The organism is Roseospira visakhapatnamensis (genome assembly GCF_014197915.1).
Lineage (GTDB): Bacteria > Pseudomonadota > Alphaproteobacteria > Rhodospirillales > Rhodospirillaceae > Rhodospira > Rhodospira visakhapatnamensis.
In genome coordinates this window covers 210,150-228,973 of record NZ_JACIGK010000002.1, presented here as the reverse complement: position 1 = coordinate 228,973, position 18,824 = coordinate 210,150, and the positions used below count along the sequence as shown (strand labels likewise).

14 protein-coding genes and 1 tRNA gene are annotated in these 18,824 nt (G+C 70.1%); 9 read left to right on the top strand and 6 right to left on the bottom strand.

Features of this window, described 5'->3' with window-relative positions; translation table 11 throughout:
• Window positions 1-246 precede the first annotated feature (246 nt).
• The 3 genes from GGD89_RS20615 (at window position 247) to GGD89_RS02480 (ending at window position 3,855) form a co-directional block, all read left to right on the top strand.
• The gene (locus tag GGD89_RS20615; RefSeq protein ID WP_425503004.1) at window positions 247-1,863 is read left to right on the top strand and encodes an EamA family transporter; all 1,617 of its coding nucleotides are present in this window, start codon (window positions 247-249) and stop codon (window positions 1,861-1,863) included.
• 114 nt (window positions 1,864-1,977) lie between these two features.
• Window positions 1,978-2,346, top strand: coding sequence for a hypothetical protein (locus tag GGD89_RS02485; RefSeq protein ID WP_184042515.1), 369 nt, complete (start codon window positions 1,978-1,980; stop codon window positions 2,344-2,346).
• Between the two features lie 63 nt (window positions 2,347-2,409).
• Window positions 2,410-3,855: a mannose-1-phosphate guanylyltransferase/mannose-6-phosphate isomerase gene (locus GGD89_RS02480; RefSeq protein ID WP_184042514.1), complete on the top strand. Its 1,446-nt coding sequence runs from the start codon at window positions 2,410-2,412 to the stop codon at window positions 3,853-3,855.
• Window positions 3,856-3,880: 25 nt separating this feature from the next.
• On the opposite strand, the gene GGD89_RS02475 is transcribed toward GGD89_RS02480, so the two are convergent.
• The 5 genes from GGD89_RS02475 to GGD89_RS02455 all read right to left on the bottom strand — a co-directional run bounded on the left by GGD89_RS02475 (window position 3,881) and on the right by GGD89_RS02455 (window position 10,417).
• Complete coding sequence (locus tag GGD89_RS02475; RefSeq protein WP_184042513.1) at window positions 3,881-5,068, bottom strand: OmpA family protein; 1,188 nt, start codon at window positions 5,066-5,068, stop codon at window positions 3,881-3,883.
• A 6-nt stretch (window positions 5,069-5,074) separates the two neighbouring features.
• Window positions 5,075-5,605: a FecR family protein gene (locus GGD89_RS02470; RefSeq protein WP_184042512.1), complete on the bottom strand. Its 531-nt coding sequence runs from the start codon at window positions 5,603-5,605 to the stop codon at window positions 5,075-5,077.
• A gap of 225 nt (window positions 5,606-5,830) precedes the next feature.
• The gene (locus GGD89_RS02465; RefSeq protein ID WP_184042511.1) at window positions 5,831-6,817 is read right to left on the bottom strand and encodes a glycosyltransferase family 2 protein; all 987 of its coding nucleotides are present in this window, start codon (window positions 6,815-6,817) and stop codon (window positions 5,831-5,833) included.
• A complete protein-coding gene (locus tag GGD89_RS02460; RefSeq protein ID WP_184042510.1) occupies window positions 6,814-8,274 on the bottom strand; it encodes a glycoside hydrolase family 113 in 1,461 nt (486 codons plus the stop codon). The genes GGD89_RS02465 and GGD89_RS02460 overlap by 4 nt, the downstream gene beginning before the upstream one ends.
• Window positions 8,275-8,389: 115 nt before the next feature.
• A complete protein-coding gene (locus GGD89_RS02455; protein ID WP_184042509.1) occupies window positions 8,390-10,417 on the bottom strand; it encodes a Wzz/FepE/Etk N-terminal domain-containing protein in 2,028 nt (675 codons plus the stop codon).
• 361 nt (window positions 10,418-10,778) lie between these two features.
• Here GGD89_RS02455 and GGD89_RS02450 point away from each other — a divergent pair, with 361 nt between their 5' ends.
• Together GGD89_RS02450 and GGD89_RS02445 are read left to right on the top strand one after the other, a co-directional pair.
• Complete coding sequence (locus GGD89_RS02450) at window positions 10,779-11,966, top strand: PilZ domain-containing protein (protein ID WP_184042508.1); 1,188 nt, start codon at window positions 10,779-10,781, stop codon at window positions 11,964-11,966.
• A 38-nt stretch (window positions 11,967-12,004) separates the two neighbouring features.
• On the top strand, window positions 12,005-12,805 hold the full coding sequence (locus tag GGD89_RS02445; RefSeq protein ID WP_184042507.1) for a WecB/TagA/CpsF family glycosyltransferase: 801 nt from the start codon (window positions 12,005-12,007) through the stop codon (window positions 12,803-12,805).
• Window positions 12,806-12,829: 24 nt separating this feature from the next.
• On the opposite strand, the gene GGD89_RS02440 is transcribed toward GGD89_RS02445, so the two are convergent.
• Entirely contained in the window at window positions 12,830-14,170 is a 1,341-nt protein-coding gene (locus GGD89_RS02440; RefSeq protein ID WP_184042506.1) for a globin-coupled sensor protein, read from the bottom strand.
• Window positions 14,171-14,665: 495 nt separating this feature from the next.
• Here GGD89_RS02440 and GGD89_RS02435 point away from each other — a divergent pair.
• From GGD89_RS02435 to clpX, 4 genes are all read left to right on the top strand, one after another.
• Window positions 14,666-14,751: transfer RNA gene (locus GGD89_RS02435), tRNA-Leu, on the top strand.
• A gap of 89 nt (window positions 14,752-14,840) precedes the next feature.
• On the top strand, window positions 14,841-16,193 hold the full coding sequence (gene tig / locus GGD89_RS02430; protein ID WP_184042505.1) for a trigger factor: 1,353 nt from the start codon (window positions 14,841-14,843) through the stop codon (window positions 16,191-16,193).
• A 165-nt stretch (window positions 16,194-16,358) separates the two neighbouring features.
• Entirely contained in the window at window positions 16,359-17,012 is a 654-nt protein-coding gene (gene clpP / locus GGD89_RS02425; protein ID WP_184042504.1) for an ATP-dependent Clp endopeptidase proteolytic subunit ClpP, read from the top strand.
• Between the two features lie 438 nt (window positions 17,013-17,450).
• On the top strand, window positions 17,451-18,716 hold the full coding sequence (gene clpX, locus GGD89_RS02420; protein WP_184042503.1) for an ATP-dependent Clp protease ATP-binding subunit ClpX: 1,266 nt from the start codon (window positions 17,451-17,453) through the stop codon (window positions 18,714-18,716).
• Window positions 18,717-18,824: the final 108 nt, after the last annotated feature.

Below are 18,824 nucleotides of genomic sequence, written 5' to 3'. Positions count from 1 at the left end.
CGCGCGCGGCTCCCTCACCGGCGCGCGCCTCCTTGTCGTCACGGGGCGAACTCTAATGCAGATGCCCGCGCGTGCAAACCGCCTCGCGGGTGCGAAAGTGGCGAACCTGTCGCGACGGTGATGCCGCGTCGCGAGCCGCTTGATCGGCGCCCGCCGGCGCGCCATTCTGGCGGCCGGCGCGTCGCCCGTCCCCGTGGACCACGAACGGACACCGGCCCGCCGTTCTCCTTCGCGAAAGCTCAACCGATGCCCATCACCGATGTCCTCCTGGCCCTGCTGGTGCAGGTCCTGTGGGGGATGAACTTCGTCGCCGCCAAGGTTGGCGTCGACAGTCTGCCGCCACTGGTATTCACCGGCCTGCGGTTCCTGATCGCCGCCGCCCTGGTGCTGCCATTCTTTCCCGTGCCCCGGGGCCGCGCGCTGCTGGGCGTGCTGGCGCTGTCGTTCACCTTCGGCACGCTGCACTTCGGCGTCCAGTTCATGGCCCTGAGTCACGTGGACGCCGCCAGCGCGGCCGTGCTGCTGCAGACCGGCCCCCCGTTCAGCACCCTTCTCGGGGTGATCATCTTCAAGGAAACCATCGGCTGGCGGCGCATCGTCGGGCTGATCCTGGCCTTCTCGGGCGTCGTGCTGATCGCCGGGGAACCGAACCTGGGCGCCACCGGCCCGGTGCTCATGCTGCTTCTGGCGGCCTTCGCCTGGGCCGTCAGCAACGTGATCGTCAAGATGACCCAGGGCATCCCGCCGCTGGCCGTGACCGGCTGGCTGTGCCTGTTCGCCATTCCCCAGGTGGCCGCGCTGTCCTGGGTCCTGGAGGAGGGCCAGTGGGAGGCGATCCGCGCCGCCCCGATCGAGGCATGGCTGGGCGTGACCTATACCGCCGTGTTCGCCTCCCTGGTGGCCCATTCGCTCTGGTACGTCCTGCTCCGCCGCCACCCCATCGGCGTCGTCGCGCCCTGGGGTCTGGTGGCCCCGATCATCGGCATCGCGGCCGGCATCTTCATCCTGGGCGAGGCCGCCACCTGGCAGAAGCTGGTGGGCGGCGCCATCACCCTGGCCGGCGTGGCCATCGTGCAGATCCGCATGGCCCGGCGGGGTCGCCCGGTGGTCGGCACGGCCAGCCCGGAAACCACCCGCGACCCCTGCCAGACCATGGTCGATGCCCCCTCCCCCAACCATGACGCCCGGCCGGAGGGCGCGGCCCCGGACATGCTGGTGCTCCACTACACCGGCATGCCGGACGAGGCGACCGCGCTCGCGCGCCTGCGCGATCCCGACGCCAAGGTCAGCGCCCATTACCTGGTGGACGAAGACGGCCGCATCCTGCGCCTGGTGCCCGAGGACCGCCGCGCCTGGCACGCCGGGGTCTCGTCCTGGCGCGGCGGGGGCGACATCAACAGCCGCTCCATCGGCGTGGAAATCGTCAACCCCGGACACGAGTTCGGCTACCGTCCCTTCCCCGACGCCCAGATGGCCGCGGTGGTCTCGCTGTGCCGCGACGTCATCGACCGCCATGGCATCCGCCCCGGCAACGTGGTGGCCCACGCCGACATCGCCCCGACCCGCAAGGAGGACCCGGGCGAGTTGTTCGACTGGCCGCGCCTGGCCGATGCCGGGATCGGCCCATGGCCGCATCACGGGGAGTCACACGCGCCGGCGCCGACCGAGGCGGAGGCCCTGGCGGCGCTGGCGGCCATCGGCTACGATCTGACGGAGACGCGGGCGGCCGTGGTGGCCTTCCAGCGTCGCTACCGCCCCACCCGCTTCGACGGCGTGATGGATGCGGAAACCGCGCGTCTCGCGGTGGCGGTGCGACAGACGATCCGGACGGCGGAGGCGACGGCGTCTCGGCCGCATGGTTGATCGTGGCCCGGGGATCGGCCATCATTCAGCCGCCTTTGGTCGCTTTTTTGAAGCGGTGGCGCGGCCAGATCCAGCGCCCCACCATCCCCCTCTCGCCGATAGGGAGCCATTATCATGTTTCGATGCCACCGCCGCCTGCCCAAGACCCTGACCCTCGCGGCGACCCTCGCCCTGGCGTCCGCGCCGGCCCTCGCCCAGCAGGGCGACGCCATCCGCCAGATCGACGGCACCGGCCCCGCCACCGTGGTGTTCGAATGCACCCATCCGACCGCCCAGCCGGCGCACGTGGAGTTCAACCTGCGCCGCATGGGCGGCCAGATCTGGACCTACAGCAACTTCGAGCGCGCCGTGGACTGCGCCAGCCTGTCCACCGGCGGCATCACCTGCATGGCCACCGAGGCGCGCGGCCGGGGCCAGACGTTGCAGGGCACGCTGAACAACCTGTTGCGGGACGAGCAGGTGCGGTGCACGCGGGTGCGTTAGCGCCCGCCGTCTCGCCCGGCGACCCCGCCCCCGTCCTCAGGTCCGCATCACAGGTCCGCGCCCATGCCCCCGCACGCGCCCTCCGGCGATGCCGCGCCGCTGTACCCTGTTATCCTGTCCGGCGGCGCCGGCACCCGCCTCTGGCCCATGTCGCGGGCCCTTTACCCCAAGCAGTTCCTGCCCCTGGCCGGGCCCGACACCATGCTGCAAGCCACCGCGCGGCGCGTGGCCGGGCCGGGCTTCGCCGCGCCCCTGGTGATCTGCAACGAGGACCACCGCTTCCTGGTCGCCGAGCAGGTGCGCGCCGCCGGCCTGACGCCCGGCGGAATCCTGCTGGAGCCGGAGGGCCGCAACACCGCCCCGGCGGCCACCGTGGCGGCGCTGTCCGTGGCCCGCGCGGATCCGGATGGCGTGGTGCTGCTGATGCCGTCGGACCACGTGATCGCCGACGTCACGGCCTTTCACGAGTCCGTCGCCATGGCCGCCCGGGCGGCGCGTCAGGGCCTGCTGGTGACCTTCGGCATCACCCCCGAGCATCCGGAAACCGGCTACGGCTACATTCGCGCGGGCGCGCCGCTGGAGGGCGTGCCGGGCGTTCACCACGTCGCCCGCTTCATCGAGAAGCCGGATCAGGCCACCGCCGACGGCTACCTGACCGAGGGTGGCTACCTGTGGAACGGCGGCATTTTCGCCTTCACCGCCGGGACCTTCCTGGAGGAAATGGCGCGCCTGCATCCGGACACGGTGACCGCCGCCCGCGTCGCCCTGGACGAGGCCGCCGGCGACCTGGACTTCGTGCGGCTGGCCGCCGCGCCGTTCGCCGGCACCGTCGCCCTGTCGATCGACCACGCGGTGATGGAACACACCGAACGCGCCGCCGTGGTGCCGGTCTCCATGGGCTGGAACGACGTGGGCGCCTGGGGCGCGTTGTGGGACATCGGCCACCACGACGACGCGGGGAACGTGCTGGTGGGCGACGTCCTGGCCGACGAGACCCGGGACAGCTACATCCGCTCCGAGGGACCGCTGGTCACCGTCGTGGGCCTCACCGACGCGGTGGTCGTGGCCACCGACGACGCGGTGCTGGTGGCCCCCCGCGACCAGGCGACCAAGGTCAAGGAGATCGTCGCCCGGCTGGGCGCCGCCGGCCGTCCGGAAGGCCGCCTGCATCCCACCGTCTATCGCCCGTGGGGCAGCTTCCGGGGCATCGACCACGGGGAACGCTTCCAGGTCAAACAGATCGTGGTCAACCCGGGGGCCCGTCTCAGCCTGCAAATGCACCACCATCGCGCCGAGCACTGGATCGTGGTCGAGGGCACGGCCCGGGTCACGCGCGGCCAGGAAAGTTTCCTGCTGCACGAGAACCAGTCGACCTTCATTCCGCTGGGCACGATGCACCGGCTGGAGAACCCGGGCAAGCTGCCGCTGCGCATCATCGAGGTGCAGTCCGGACCCTACCTGGGCGAGGACGACATCGTCCGCCTGGACGATACCTACGGCCGGACGTGACGGTCGGCCCCTCGGCCCGACCGGTTCAGCGTACCGTGATCACCACGCGGCGGTTGCGTTCCTCGTCCACGTTGTCGCCGGTCTCGACGGCCAGCAGGGTCTCGCCCTGGCCGGCGATGGACAGGTAGCGGGTGTCCAGGCCCGCCGCGACCAGATCCGCGCGCACCGCCCCGGCCCGCTGTTCCCCCAGGTGCTCGTTGATGGTCTGGTCGCCCACCGTGTCGGTGAGGCCGACGATCTGAACGTCATAGGCCCCGCGCCGGCGCGCCTCGGCGACGACCTCGGCCAGCACCGCGCCCGCCCCTGGCGGCAGGGTGGCCGTCCCCGCCTGGAAACCGGCCAGCGTGAAACGCCGGGGCGGCGGCGGCTGGGCCGCCAACGCGTCGCCGAACAGGACTTCCGTGTCGGACTCGCTGAACGACACGGGACGCGGCGCGCCGCCACCCGCCCCCAGGGCCCCACCGGCACCGGCCGTCTCCAGGGTCAGGCCGGCATCGCCTCCGGCGCGAGCCCGCAACACCACGGCGCCCACCCCTCCGTCCGGATCGGGCAGCAGCACCACCGCATCCCCGGACATCGTGTGCTCAACCTCCAGGATGGCCCATTCGAAGGACATCCGGCAGTCCATCTGCTGGGGCAGTTCGACCCCCACCTGGTTCTCCATGGCCTCTCGGATCCAGCAATCCAGAAAGCCATGCGCCTGTGCCAGGGCTTCCGGCGCCAGGGACCGCCCGCCGCCATCCCGGGCCGCCATGAACCGCTCACGCGCCGCCTCCAGCGGCGCCCGCCACAGGATCATCAGGGTAGGATCATAAACCACGGTGGGGTCCGGCAGATCCCCCCGGATCATCCGCTTGGCCTTGTCCAGGTAGAACTCGACGCCGCGCCAGTCGATGACGCTTTCCCGGTCCCGCGCCAGGGAGATAAAGACGTTGAACATGGCGGCGTGATAGGCGTCGTCCCCGTCGATCGGTCCCCGCGCCACCACCGCGTCCACGTTCCACGGATCGTGGATCCCGCCGACGCTGGACCGTTCGGTTCTCGATGCCGCCGTCGCCGGTCCGGGCACGGCCGCGCCGCAGGCGAGAACCATGGCCACGGCCAGGGTGAGACCCCGGGTCAGGGCGCCGGCCCCGGGAACGCGCCGCCCCCCGCGCGGCAAGGATCGCGCGGGCGCGGTGTCACGAGAGTCCGCGGATGTCCGTGCGGGCATCGGCGGTCACCGTTTGGGGGCGCGGATGGCCAGGGCGGTCCCCCGTATGCCGATGGTGGCGGTGGGGGTGGACAGGCGCACGTTGCCCGGCCGTAGCTTGGCGATGCCGCCCGACACGTAGGAGAGGCTGCCGCCCAGCAGATTGGCCGAGAAACTGGCGTCTCCGGTCGCCGGGGCGTAGACCATCTCGTCGATCACCATGGCGCTGTCCGGCCCCAGCGACAGCAGGGTCTCGTCCTTGAAGGTAATGCCCACGCTGCCATCGGCGCCGGTGCGCACCTCGTCCATCAGTTCGATGGGATCGCCCAACGCCAGCGGCACGGCGGCGCCGCCGCGCATCACCGAGACCTCACCCTCCAGGGTCTTGACGCGGCCGATGCTCTCGGCCGGCGCCTGGGCCAGGGCACCGGAGGGGCCCGTCATCAAGGCCACGCCGATGACGATGGCGATCCCGATGGCCATGAGGACCGCCACGGCGGGGCCGCGTGCCCCCACCGGCGGCACGCCTCGATGTCGATGAACCCGATGTGTCGTCATGATGCCCCCCGATGTCCCCAAGACGCCCCCCACCCGACGGACATGGGCGGTCGGCGCGTCGACCCCATGCGGCCCCTGCCACCGCTCACGCGCCACGCCGGGAGGACGGCGCCGGGCGTGGCCGTGGTCACGCCCTGTCGGGCTTGTTTCGGCGGCATACAGAACCCTAGCATGTTCGGCTCTAGCGGCCAGGCAAAAACACCCGGCCGACCCCGGCGCGCGCCATCAGCCGTCCCCGCCATACAACGGAAAGCGAAACCCCGGCATCCATAGAACCTTGCCGAGCCCCCCCCACATCTGGGCCACGTGGCGCGCGCGATCGGGCCGGCCAAGGCTCGCCCCGGCCAGCCACAGGCCGCCGTGGAGTCCCGCCTGCGCCAGACCGGCGGCCATCCAGGCCGGCACCGCCCAGAGGCGCCGCCCCGGCACCCGCAGCCCGGCGAACACCCGGATCTGCCCGTCGCGGAAGCGCCGCCGGCGCAGGTAGTCGAGCGTGCAGCGGCGCGCGGGCACGTATTCCGAGACACGGGCGTCCGCGCTCCAGGCCAGGCGCCCCCCGGCCGCCACCAGCCGGCGCAGCAACACGGAATCCTCGCCGCCGACGCGCCCCAGATCCGGGTCGAACGGCTCCGGCGCGTTCGGCAGGTCCAGCACGGCCCGGTCGAACAGCGAGTTCTGGGTGCCCATGTGCGCCACCAGATCGGTGATGTCCGCCCCCGTCGGCCGTGCCACGTCGCGCCCGAAGTAGCGCGTCAGGAAGGGCCGCAACGGATGATCGTCGGCGCACGCCAAGTCCGGCGTCACCGGGCCGAACACGGCGGCGGCGCCGGTGGCCGTCGCCGTGGCCAGCAGCGCCGCCAGCCACCCGGGCGTGGGGCACTGGTCGTCGTCCAGGAACACCACGCGCGCGGCACGGGCCCGCGCCAGGGCGGCATTGCGGGCATGGGAGATCCCCGGTCGGGGTTCATGGACCGTCACCAGCCGGGGACCGGTGGTGTCGAGCGCCGGATGGTCGGCGCGAAAGGCGTCCAGATGGACCGCCGCCGAGCCGTCCGGGTCGTTGTCCACCACCACCAGGTCGACATGGGCCAGGTCCACGCCCCGTTGCGCCACGCAGCCGCGCAAGGCCCGCGCCAACAGATCCGGCCGCCGGAAGGTGGGGATCAGCACCGACACCAGGCACGCGGGGTCCGCCGTCTGGGGTGCGTTCATGGCCGTCCCTCCCCGTCTCCCGGCTCCGGCGGCGACGATCGCGCCAGGGGCGCCAAACGATCACGAAACACCGTGGCCGCCGGCTTGCCGGCCACCGAAAAGCCGTGCGCGTCCGGCACCGGACGCCCCGGAACGGCCGGCTGCACCGACCAGTCCCAGAACAGCACGCCGGCCAGCCAGCCGGCCCCGGCCGCCCGCATGGCCTGGGCAAAACCCTCGTAGAAGACCGCCTGTTCCGCCGTGTCCACCGGTCCACTGTCGGGGTGCGTCATGGCCTCGCCGGTGCCGGCGCCATCGATGGACCGGAAGCCGATCTCGGTGAACAGGATCGGCCGCTCGTGGCGGGCCGACAGCCGCGCCATCGCCTCCACCAGCGGCTGGCCGTCATAGAGATCGGCGGTGAAGTCATGCCGGGGCGGTTCCAGCCAGGCGGCCACCACCTGCTCGACGGTGGGATCGGCCTCCGTCATCAGCGGCGCATACATGTCCACGCCGATGTAGTCCAGCGCATCCCAGAAGGGCACCCGCATCTCTTCGCCATAGTTGGCGGCGTAGGTCAGCGGCCCGTCGTACACCGCGCGCACGGCGGCGATCAGCGCCCGCCACGCAGCCTCGTGCCGGGGAGCCGTCAGGTCCACAAGCTCGGTGCCGACCACGAACAAATCGGCGTTCTCGGCCTGGGCCATGCGGGCGTAGTGCACCATCATGGCCTGATACTGGGCGAAGAAGCGGTCGGGGTCGGCCGGCCGCAGGCGATGGCGCAACGCGAAGTCCACCGGATCCACATGCGGCTTCAACACCACGGCCAGGCCGAGGTCGCGGGCCACGCGCATCATGGCCACGACATTGGCGTCGGGCTCGCTCTGGTGGGTCTCGAAAATGTCGCTGGCCGTCAGGTCGGCCACGTAGCGGGTGGGCACGATGGCCACCACGTTGGCCCCGGTCGCGGCGAGGTTCGACAGGGACTGGACGGCATCGGCGGAGCCGAAGCTGTCGCGCCACCAGGACCCGATGTTGAAGCCCATCCAGCGCGGCGTGAACGCCCCCGCCGCGGCACCGGCGACCGGCGCGGGCATCGAGACGGGTGCCGCGCCGACGTCCGGGGCGACCGATGGCGGCGGCTGGGGCGGTCCCGGGACCGACGCGAGGCCATGCGTCACCGTAAGGCCAAAGGTGACGCTGGCCCCCGCCGGAATGCGCCGCGCCCACGGCGCGCTGGGCTCGGCGCGCAGCCCGGCGCCGACCTCGACGACCCGGACACCGGTGCTGTCGGTGACGGTCCAGCCCTCCGGCAGGAACAGCGTCAGGGTCCAGCCCTCGGCGGCGCCGTCGCCATGATTGGTCACGGTCACGGAGCCCTGGTAGCCACCGTCCCAAGTCTCCGTGAGGCGCACCTCCGGCACCAGGTCGCTGGCGGGCGCGAACAACGGCAGGGCATCGAGCGCGGCTGGATCCATGTCGACCTCGGGCTCTTGTCGCGTGGGCGGCGCCTGGAAACGCCATGGGGCCCCCGCCCCCCGACGTCTCCCATGTTTCGGGTCCCTTATGCCGGCCCTCGTTCGTCAGACGGGCTCAGCCCCGGCCGGGCACGCGGTTGAGCACCACGCCGGCCAGGGGCGCCCGCGCGGCCCGCAGCACCCGCATCGCCTCGGTCACGGAGCCTTGACGGCTGCGGCGGGGCGCCAGGGTCACCACCACCTGATCGGCGACCGCCGCCCAGACGGCGGCGTCGGCGTTCTCTCCCAAACCGGGACCATCGATCACAACCCAATCATAGCGGTCCGCCAGGGGCTGGGCCAGGGGACGCAACCCGGCCTCGCCCAGGCGCCACCCGCGCGCCTGCGCGCTCGCGCCCAGCGGCATGACCTCCAGGGGCGTGAGCGGATCGGCATGGATCACACCGTCGACTTCCGCGCCATCGCGCAGATGGTCCACCAGGCCGTAGTCGTTGGCGACACCGGTCACGGCATGCACCCGGGGCGCGCTCCGGTCGCCGTCGATCAGCAGCACCCGCGCCCCGTCCAGCGCCAGGGAGCGGGCCAGGGCCACCGCCAGCGCGGTCTTGCCCTCGCCCCGGTCGGCCCCGGTCACCAGCAGCAGGCCGGTCGGCCAGATGGAGTCCGGCGCCGCCAGCGCCAGCACCAGCCCGCGGACCGCCTCGGCGAAGCCCGATCCGGGGTCCTGGGCGATCATGTCCTCCGCCGGCACCAGGCGGGTACGCTCCGCCGGGACCTCCGGCAGCGTGCCCAGCAAAGGGAGGCGTGTCCACGCCCCGGCCTGGGTGGCGCCAAGAAGCCGCGTGTCGGTCTGTTCGAGCCACAGCACCAGCAACAGTGCCAGGAACCCGAAGGCGAAGGTTCCCCCGGCGATCACCAGCTTTCGGTTGGGTCCGACCGGCTCGGTGGGGGGCCTGGCGACGGACACCAGGGCACTGCTGGCCTGCTCCGTTCCCTGCAACTCCTGAACCTGCGCGGCCCGGTCCAGGAACGCCCGCAGCACGTCGCGGGCCACGGCCACGTCCCGTTCCAGGGCGCCCAACTCCACCTGCGCGGCATTCAGGCGGCGTTCTTCCTGACGCAGGGTCTCCAGGGCGCGCGCGCGGCTCTCCACGCGGCTGCGGGCGGTGGCGATCTCGGCTTGCAGGCTCTGTTCCAGGGTCTCCATCTCGGCGCGGATGGTGCGTTGCAGGTCGGCCAGTTGGGCGGCCTGGCGGTCCACAGTCGGATGCCCCGGCCGGAACACGGAGCGCACCCGCGCCAGCTCCGCCTGCACCTGGGCCTTCTGTTCCCAAAGCGCGGCGAGCGTGCCCGCGCCGATCAGCGACGGCGGCAGATCCAGGCGGTCGACCTCCAGGGCGCGCCGCAGTTCCTGATGCCGGGACCGCAAGGCGGCGAGTTGGGTGCGCTCGTCCTCCAACTGGTTGGCCGTCAGGGAAATGCGCTGTGACACCCGGTCCGGGCCGCCGGCCTCGGGCAGATTGTTGGTGGCCCGGAACTGGGCCAGCCGCTGCTCGCGCTGGGTCACGTCGCGGCGCAGTTGCTCCACCCGGCTGCGCAGCGTCTCGACGGTGGCGGCATTGGCCGACCGCTTGTCCCGCACCTGACGGTCCAGGTAGGCCTCGGCGATGGTGTTGGCGACGGCGGCGGCCTGGACCGGCGACTCCGACTGAAAGCGGATGGTGATGACCCGCGAGCGTCCCGACGGCTCCACGCTCAACGCGGCGTAGTAGGGACCGATCATGCGGGCGATGGCGGTGTCCTCGGACTCGCCGGAGGCCGCGTCCCAGGCCAGTCCCGGGTTGAGGTCCCGGTCATAGAGCATGCCCGACCGGCGGATCACGTCCTCGGCCAAGTCCCGCGACAGGATGATGGCCGCCTCGCCCTCGACGATGATCTCGGTGGCATAGAGGTCGGTAACCACCGACTGTTGCTCAAGGACCGTCGTCTCGGTGTCGCCGACCAGCACCTGCGCCGTCGCCTCATAGCGCGGAGCCAGCGTCATCGCCAGCAGGGCCGACACCACCGCGCCGGTGAGCACGGTGACGGCAACCAGACTCCGGTGCCGCCACACCGCGGCCAGCGCCCGGCGCGCCTCGGCCACGAGATCCGGTCCGGCCGGAAGGATCGCGGCCGGCGCGGGCCCGACGGACGTGGCGGCGTCGGGCGGTGGTCTGGCGATCGTTCCGTCCTGAATAATGGCCACCCCTGGCTCGACCCCCGATGTGCCCACGGTCCTCGACGTAACGCCAACGCAAGGCTCAGCGGTGAAAGTGTATCGCGACCGGCCCGGGATTGCACCTGCGACATGCGCCCCCGGGACCCACGAAAACCGAAGCAAGGCAAACGCTTTCGTGGTGGCCTTTGAGCGGTCTATGATGTCCCGGCGCGACCGCGTATGATAGGGCGGTGAAACCGGACGACCCATCGCTGGTGATGGGTTCTCCCCGAGGCGCGGACGTCCCATGACCGCACCCCAGCCCAGGCGTCGTCATCAACGCATCGAAACCCCCCTCGACATCCTGATCGACGGGCCGGTGGTGCGTGCCCTGGACTGGTCGATCAGCGGCTTCGCGATGCCGATCAACGCCCTGCCGGACGGCGAGGTCGGGCATGTGTTCGACCTGGACGCCTGCTTTCACCTCGGCGGCGTGATCATCGGCACCCGCTTTCGGGCGATCGTGGTCCGCCGCCTGTCCGATCGCATCGGCTGCCGCTTCGTGGATCCCACGGACGAACAGATGGGCCTGCTCCGCCAGCTCCACAGCGCGCACCGGGCGGGCCGCGCGCCGCGCGCGGACTCGGTCACCGCCACCCTCGGCGGCGCCGGCCCGTCCACCGCGCGCAGCCTGGTGCACAGCGACGTGGGCACGCCGGTGCCCCTGGACCCGGAGCGCGCGCCGCGCGGCGATCGGGGCGGCCGCGTCGCCGCCAGCGTCGCCGCCATCCTGGGCCGCATCGCCCCGTCGTGGGGACGTCATCCCCGGGCGATCCTGGCCTACGCCCTCATCGGCCTGCTGGGTCTGGGCCTGGGAACCTATGCCCTGTCCCTGCTGCTGCGCCCCATCGAGGCCACCTTCGCCGCCGTGATGCTGCCCGGCGACACGCTCCGGGCCCCCACGGACGGTGTCATCGAGGAAATCCTCGCGCGCCCGGGCGACCTGCTGTCGCCGCAGTCGGCCCTGGTGCGGTTCCGGCCGCGCGGCGGCCCCGGAGACGGCGGCGCCCGTTTCCTCCCCAGTCCCTGCTCGTGTTCCGTCGCCGGTCTGCGGGTTCAGGAGGGCCAGGCGGTGCGCGCCGACGATCCCCTGATCACCCTGGCGCCGCGCGGCGGCACCGGAACGGCCGGACCCGCGATCATCGAAACCCTGGTTTCCTGGACGCATGCCGACCTGTTCACCCCGGGGGCGGCGGTCGTCGTGCGGATCTCGGGCACCGACGGCCCCCGCGCGGGCGAGGTCATCACCGCCCCGGCGGCGGCGTCGTCGGCCTCCGCGCTGCCCCGCGTGCTGACCGAGGCGGCCGAGGACCGCCTGAAAACCGTCTACGTGAGCATCGACGGCTTCGAGACTCCTTTGGTGAACGGACAACCCGCCCGCGTTCGACTGGACCGATCGCCACTAAATATGGCACACAGGCTGTTCGGCGGCTAGTCCTGGAGGACAGCCGGAGCCGCATCGAGGACCCACCCATGGACCCGAGGCCCCCGCGCCAGGACAACGACCCCGAGACGACAACGGCGAACCGGCTGCCATTCCTGGGCATCGCCTATACGCCCCTGGATCTGCCCGCGGCCCTGCGCGCCTGCGTGACCCGTCCGGCCGGCGCCCCCCTCGCCTACGTGGTCACCCCCAACGCGGACCACGTGGTGCGCCTCAACGAGACGGGCGCGGCGGCCGGGGCCTTGCAGGCCATCTATCGCGATGCCTGGCTGTGCGTGAATGACAGCCGCATCGTCGGCGCCCTGGCGCGGCTGCGGGGCGTGCCGCTGCCGGTGTGCCCCGGCGCCGATCTGGTGGCGCGCCTGATCGGCGACGGCCACGTGGGCGCTGATGAGCCGGTGACCGTGATCGGCGGCACCGCGCCGATGATCGCGACCCTGCGGGAGCGCTACGGGCTACGGCGGCTGTACCACCACGATCCGCCGTTCGGTTTCGAGCACGACCCGGCCGAGATGGACCGATGCGTCCGCTTCATCCTGGAGAACCCGGCCCGCTTCATCCTGCTGGCGGTGGGCTCCCCCCGCCAGGAGCGTCTGGCGGCGGCGGTGGTCGCCGGGGGCCAGGGCACGGGCCTGGCCCTGTGTATCGGCGCCAGCCTGGAGTTCCTCACCGGGATCAAGAGCCGCGCGCCGCTCTGGATGCAGCGGCGCGGGCTGGAGTGGCTGCACCGATTGCTCAGCGAACCCCGCCGCCTGTGGCGCCGCTACCTGGTGCAGTCCCCCCGGGTCTTTCTCATCTTCCTGCGGCGCGCGGTGCTGGCGCGGGAGTGACACGGAACCGCGCGCGCCCCGGGGTCAGGCCATGGTGGTGCGGATGTCGGTCAGGAAGGCGTCCACCTTGGTGCGCAGGTACTCGGACTGCTGCGACAGATCGCCGGCGGCGGTCAGCACCTCTTCGGCCGCGTGCCCGGTCTCGGAGGCGGCCTGCGTCACCTGGCCGATGTTGCTGGACACGTCCGTCGTCGCGCCGCTGGCCTGCTGGACGCTCTGGGCGATCTCGCGGGTGGCGGAACCCTGCTGCTCGATGGCGGTGGCGATGGCCCCGGCGATCTCGCTGATGTGGGCGATGGTCTTGCTGATTGTCTGGATGGCGCCCACGGCGTCGCGGGTCGCCGACTGAACCCCCGAGACCTGGGCCGAGATGTCCTCGGTGGCCTTGGCCGTCTGGTTGGCCAGCGACTTGACCTCGTTGGCGACCACCGCGAAGCCCTTGCCGGCGTCGCCGGCGCGCGCCGCCTCGATGGTGGCGTTCAGCGCCAGCAGGTTGGTCTGGCTGGCGATGTCGTTGATCAGCCGCACCACCGCCCCGATCCGGTCGGCCGCCTCGGCCAGGGACTCGACCATGGTGTTGGTGCGCTCCGCCTCTTTCACGGCCTCGGCGGAAATCCGGTTGGATTCGGCAACCTGACGGGAAATCTCACCGATGGAGCTGTGCAGTTCCTCGGTCGCGGCGGCCACGGTCTGCACATTCAACGACGCGGAGTCGGCGGCACGCGACACCACGTCGGTCTGGGCGGTCGTGACCCTCGCCGTCTCCGTCATGCCGGCGGCGGTGTTCTGAAGCTCGGTGGCGGCGGCGGCCACGATCTCCACCATGGCCGACACGTCCTTCTCGAACTTGCCCGCGTAGCCGTTCATGGTACCAGCGAGGGTTTCCTTCGCGGTCTGGATGTAGACCGAGATGGCGATGTCCATGTCCAGGAACAGCGCGCGGGTGGTCGCCGCCGTGACCTCGGCCCCGTGCTGGGGCTTCTTGCGATAGTGATTGGCCAGGATGGGCATCAGGCGCGAGACGACGAAGGCGTAGCCGCCCAGGTACCAGCGCGGCTCCAGGCCGATGCGTTCATGGGTGCGGCCGATGCGATCGGCGTTGCGCATGTACTGTTCATCAAAGCGGCCGGCAAAGACGCTTTCCATCCAGTGTTTGCGCTGCATGGTGCGGGCGTGGGTCACGCGTGCCGGAGACTCGAAAAGACGCGATGTATTGGGTGTCTCCATGATCATCTTGTAGAAATCGTCGAGGATCCGGTCCATGTGCGGCTCGATGACCGTTCGCGCCTCTTGCAACAACGGCGCCATGGACTCGCCCACCTTCATGAACGACAGGCGTGCAGCCCGATCCAGTGTATCCACCATGTCTTAGGGGCTCCCCGTCGTTCGATTGAACTCTACCAGTGGACTTGCTCGTCATGGCCCCTGATCGTGCCCGAGAGGCCCGGTCTGGCGGTGACTGGGGGTGGCCAAGCGTCTTCCGCCCACGCCGGTATGCGCCGATCCAGACGCGAGGTCCAGCCCGGCGCAACGTCGCATCCCGTTGCCCCGATCCCCGCACACCACGCGTGCCATGTCCGATACATGAGCCACGGGCAGCGATACAAGATGGCCCGGTTTCGCCGACAAGACAGCGTCCTCGCATGACACCGCACCACCGAACACCACCGCTTTACTCACGAGCGCCAGGATGCCGGCAAATCCCCTACGTTGGCAACAGGCTAATCGGGGCCCGACACGCCGACCACGGCCCGGCCCGGCGGTCGCCTCCAGGCGACCGGGCGCGGCGAAAACGGCTCTTGCTCTTGGGCGCGCCTATTGTCTATGAGTACCGCTTATCGTGGACCCGTCAGGAACCCTGCGGGCGTGGTGGAATTGGTAGACACGCCAGATTTAGGTTCTGGTGGCTTACAGCCGTGGGGGTTCAAGTCCCTTCGCCCGCACCAAAATCCCGTTCCATCGCGACCGTCCACCGATCCGTGGCGGCAGCTGCCCCGCCCGATCCACGTTCCCGCACACTTAACCAGGACAGATCATGCAGGTCACCGAAACCCTCTCCGAGGAGCTGAAGCGCGCGTATACGGTCGTCGTTCCCGCCGCCACCCTGACCGAACGCAGCGACGCCAAGCTGCGCGATGTCGCGGGCAAGATCCGTCTGCCCGGCTTCCGTCCCGGCAAGGCGCCGCTGTCCCTGCTGAAGACGCGGTTTGGCGCCAGTGTGATGGGAGAGGTCGCCGAGGAAGCCGCCCAGGAGGCGGTCAAATCGGTGGTGGCGGACAACGATCTGCGGCCGGCCCTGCAGCCCAAGGTCGAGGTCGAGGCGTTCGAACCGGACGGTGGTGACCTGACCCTGTCGATCACCGTTGAACTGCTGCCCGACTTCGGCGAGCCCGATTTCTCCGAGATTGAACTGGACCGGGACGTCGCCGAGGTCTCCGACGAGACGGTGGACGAGGCGCTTCAGCGCATGGCCGAGGCCCGCCGGGACTCCACGCCGGTCGCGGTGGCGCGGGCGGCCACCGCGGGCGACATCGCCGTCATCGATTTCGTCGGCAAGCTGGACGGCGAGACCTTCGAGGGCGGCACGGCCAACGACTTCCGCCTGGACCTGGGCGCCGGACAGTTCGTGCCCGGTTTCGAGGACCAAGTCATCGGCATGGCCGTCGACGAGACCAGGACCATCGCCGTGACCTTCCCCGAGGACTACGGCGTGGAAACCCTGGCCGGCAAGGACACGACCTTCGACGTGACCCTCAAGGAGCTGCGGGCGCCCGTGGTGCCGGACCTGGACGATGCCTTCGCCGAGAGCCTGGGGGCCGATTCCCTGGATGACCTGAAGCAGCAGATTCGCGACCGCACCGCCGAGGAGTACCGCAAGGCCGGCCGGGACAAGGCCAAGCGGCGCCTGCTGGACCGGCTCGCCGAGCGGTTCACCCAGGCGGTGCCCGAGGGACTGGTCGACGTCGAGTTCGATGGCATCTGGTCGCAGCTCATGCAGGCCAAGGAGCGCGACATGCTGGAGGACGACGACAAGACCAAGTCGGACGACGAGTTGCGCGCCGAGTACCGCGCCATCGCCGAGCGCCGCGTGCGCCTCGGCCTGCTGCTGGCCAAGGTCGGCGAGGACAACGAGATCAGCGTCAGCCAGGAAGACATCGGCCGGGCCGTCATGGAGCGTACCCGCGCCTTCCCGGGGCAGGAGCAACTCGTGCTGTCCTACTATCGCCAGAACCCGCAGGCCCTGGAAGAATTGCGCCCGCAGGTTTTCGAGGACAAGGTGGTGGACTATATCCTGGAGCGCGCCAAGGTCACCGAGCGGACCGTGTCCGTCGAGGACCTCATGACGCCCGAGGACGAGGCCGCCGAGACCAGCGCCGCCGACGCCTGAGGGACCGTCCTGGACGGCACGGCCATGGTGTGCCGGGTCCCGTGACCAGCAAGCCGTCCGGAATGTACCCCAGGGTGGTCCGGACAGACACCGAGGATCGACCGGATCGCGCACACGGGCGCGCCCGGTCCCCTCGTCCCGCCTGACAAGAGAGTACCCCCCCCCATGAGCGAGCGCGATCCCCTGGAGATCTATGCCAACACCCTGGTGCCCATGGTGGTCGAGCAGACCAATCGGGGCGAACGGGCCTACGACATCTATTCCCGGCTTCTGAAAGAGCACATCATCTTCCTGACCGGACCGGTCAACGATCAGGTCGCCAGCCTGATCAGCGCCCAGTTGCTGTTCCTGGAATCCGAGAATCCAAGCAAGGACATTGCCTTTTACATCAACTCGCCGGGCGGCGTGGTGACGTCGGGACTGGCCATCTACGACACCATGAACTACATCCGCTGCGACGTCTCCACGGTGTGCATCGGTCAGGCGGCCTCCATGGGCTCACTGCTGCTGACCGCCGGCGCCAAGGACAAGCGCTTCGCCCTGCCGCACGCGCGCATCATGGTCCATCAGCCGTCGGGCGGCTTCCAGGGCCAGGCCACGGATATCGAGATCCACGCGCGCGAGATCCTGGCGGTGCGCGAACGGCTGAACGGGATCTTCGTGCAGCATACCGGCCAACCCATGGAGGTCGTGCAGCAGGCCATGGAACGCGACAAGTTCATGTCGCCGGACGAGGCCCAGGCGTTCGGCCTGATCGACACCGTCATCACCCAACGTCCGCGCGAGGACGACGAGGACGGATCGAGCGGGAAAAGCTGACGGCGGACGGCGCCAATCATCGCCGGATCGGGACGATCCGGGGCGTTGGCCCCGGATCCATGTTGTGTGTCCATCCGCCGGGCGGTCAGGATCCGGTGCGCGTGCCCCGGGTATCCGTCGGCCGGGCAGCTGTACACGAGCGGTCCCGTGCCATGGGCGCCGGTTTGTCGTTGCCCGAAAAAATGGCACTGAGGCAGAACAATCCCTCAAGACGGGTTCTTTTTTCCCATTGTGTGGGCTGACGGTGCGCGGGTAGTATGATTCCTCGGTGAACAGGACGAGATCTCCCGTACCGGATCCGGTTGCGGAGGATACGGTGTGTTGCGCCCGTCCCCTAATGTCGTTCCGCGACGTTGTCCGGCGACGGGGACGAGGAAATGCCCGAGGAGACCGGTGGCGCTACCGTCCAGCGGGAATGCGCGCGGAAGTGGAGTGGTTATGAGCAAGTCGTCCGGAGGCGATTCCAAGAATACGCTGTATTGTTCCTTTTGCGGGAAAAGTCAGCACGAAGTCCGGAAGCTGATCGCCGGACCGACGGTGTTCATCTGTGATGAATGCGTCGAACTGTGCATGGACATCATCCGGGAAGAGAACAAGACCCAGCTCGTGAAGTCGCGGGATGGCGTGCCCACCCCACGCGATATCCTGGCTGTCCTGGATGACTATGTGATCGGCCAGCAGCACGCAAAAAAGGTGCTAGCGGTTGCCGTTCACAATCATTACAAGCGCCTTGGTCACGGCGGCAAGAACGCCGACGTGGAACTGGCCAAGTCCAACATAATGCTGATGGGTCCCACCGGCTGCGGTAAGACTCTGCTGGCGCAGACGCTGGCGCGGATCCTGGACGTGCCGTTCACCATGGCCGATGCCACCACGCTGACCGAGGCCGGCTACGTCGGCGAGGACGTGGAGAACATCATTCTCAAGCTGTTGCAGGCGTCCGACTACAATGTCGAACGGGCGCAGCGCGGTATCGTGTACATCGACGAGATCGACAAGATTTCCCGCAAGTCGGACAATCCGTCCATCACCCGCGATGTATCCGGCGAGGGTGTGCAGCAGGCCCTGCTGAAAATCATGGAAGGCACGGTGGCCTCCGTGCCGCCACAGGGCGGTCGCAAGCATCCTCAGCAGGAATTCCTGCAGGTGGACACCACCAACATCCTGTTCATCTGCGGTGGCGCCTTCGCCGGCCTGGAGAAGATCATCACCCAGCGCGGCCGGGGCACGTCCATCGGCTTCGGCGCCGACGTGCGCTCGCCCGAAGAGAAGCGCACCGGCGACGTGCTGCGCCGGGTGGAACCCGAGGACCTGCTCAAGTACGGCCTGATCCCGGAGTTCGTCGGCCGCATGCCGGTACTCGCCACCCTGGACGATCTGGACGAGGATGCCCTGATCGAGATCCTCACCAAGCCCAAGAACGCGCTGCTCAAGCAGTACCAGCGCCTGTTCGAGATGGAGAGCACCCAGTTGTCCTTCTCCCAGGACGCCCTGGAAGCCATCTCCAAGAAGGCCATCGCCCGCAAGACCGGCGCGCGCGGCCTGCGCTCGATCATGGAAAGCATCTTGCTCGACACCATGTTCGACCTGCCCAGCATGGAGGGCGTCGAGGAGGTGGTGGTCAATCGCGAGGTGGTCGAGGGACGCGCCAAGCCGTTGGTCATCTACGCCGACCGCCGCGAAGACATGGAAACCTCGGCGTAGTCCGGGCGGGACGGCGGCGAACGCCCGGGCCCGGCATCGACCGAGGGACGCGGGCGAAGGGGGGACGCGGGCGGCGCGCCCGGACCCACCCGCCGCCACGAAACCGGG

Excerpts from the sequence above, each read along its gene's own strand:
- clpP (WP_184042504.1), top strand. The coding sequence starts at position 16,359 with ATGAGCGAGCGCGATCCCCTGGAGATCTATGCCAACACCCTGGTGCCC.
- GGD89_RS02465 (WP_184042511.1), bottom strand. The coding sequence starts at position 6,817 with ATGAACGCACCCCAGACGGCGGACCCCGCGTGCCTGGTGTCGGTGCTG.
- GGD89_RS20615 (WP_425503004.1), top strand. The coding sequence starts at position 247 with ATGCCCATCACCGATGTCCTCCTGGCCCTGCTGGTGCAGGTCCTGTGG.
- GGD89_RS02440 (WP_184042506.1), bottom strand. The coding sequence starts at position 14,170 with ATGGTGGATACACTGGATCGGGCTGCACGCCTGTCGTTCATGAAGGTG.
- GGD89_RS02445 (WP_184042507.1), top strand. The coding sequence starts at position 12,005 with ATGGACCCGAGGCCCCCGCGCCAGGACAACGACCCCGAGACGACAACG.
- GGD89_RS02480 (WP_184042514.1), top strand. The coding sequence starts at position 2,410 with ATGCCCCCGCACGCGCCCTCCGGCGATGCCGCGCCGCTGTACCCTGTT.
- GGD89_RS02450 (WP_184042508.1), top strand. The coding sequence starts at position 10,779 with ATGACCGCACCCCAGCCCAGGCGTCGTCATCAACGCATCGAAACCCCC.
- GGD89_RS02470 (WP_184042512.1), bottom strand. The coding sequence starts at position 5,605 with ATGACGACACATCGGGTTCATCGACATCGAGGCGTGCCGCCGGTGGGG.
- GGD89_RS02485 (WP_184042515.1), top strand. The coding sequence starts at position 1,978 with ATGTTTCGATGCCACCGCCGCCTGCCCAAGACCCTGACCCTCGCGGCG.
- clpX (WP_184042503.1), top strand. The coding sequence starts at position 17,451 with ATGAGCAAGTCGTCCGGAGGCGATTCCAAGAATACGCTGTATTGTTCC.
- GGD89_RS02475 (WP_184042513.1), bottom strand. The coding sequence starts at position 5,068 with ATGCCCGCACGGACATCCGCGGACTCTCGTGACACCGCGCCCGCGCGA.
- GGD89_RS02460 (WP_184042510.1), bottom strand. The coding sequence starts at position 8,274 with ATGGATCCAGCCGCGCTCGATGCCCTGCCGTTGTTCGCGCCCGCCAGC.
- tig (WP_184042505.1), top strand. The coding sequence starts at position 14,841 with ATGCAGGTCACCGAAACCCTCTCCGAGGAGCTGAAGCGCGCGTATACG.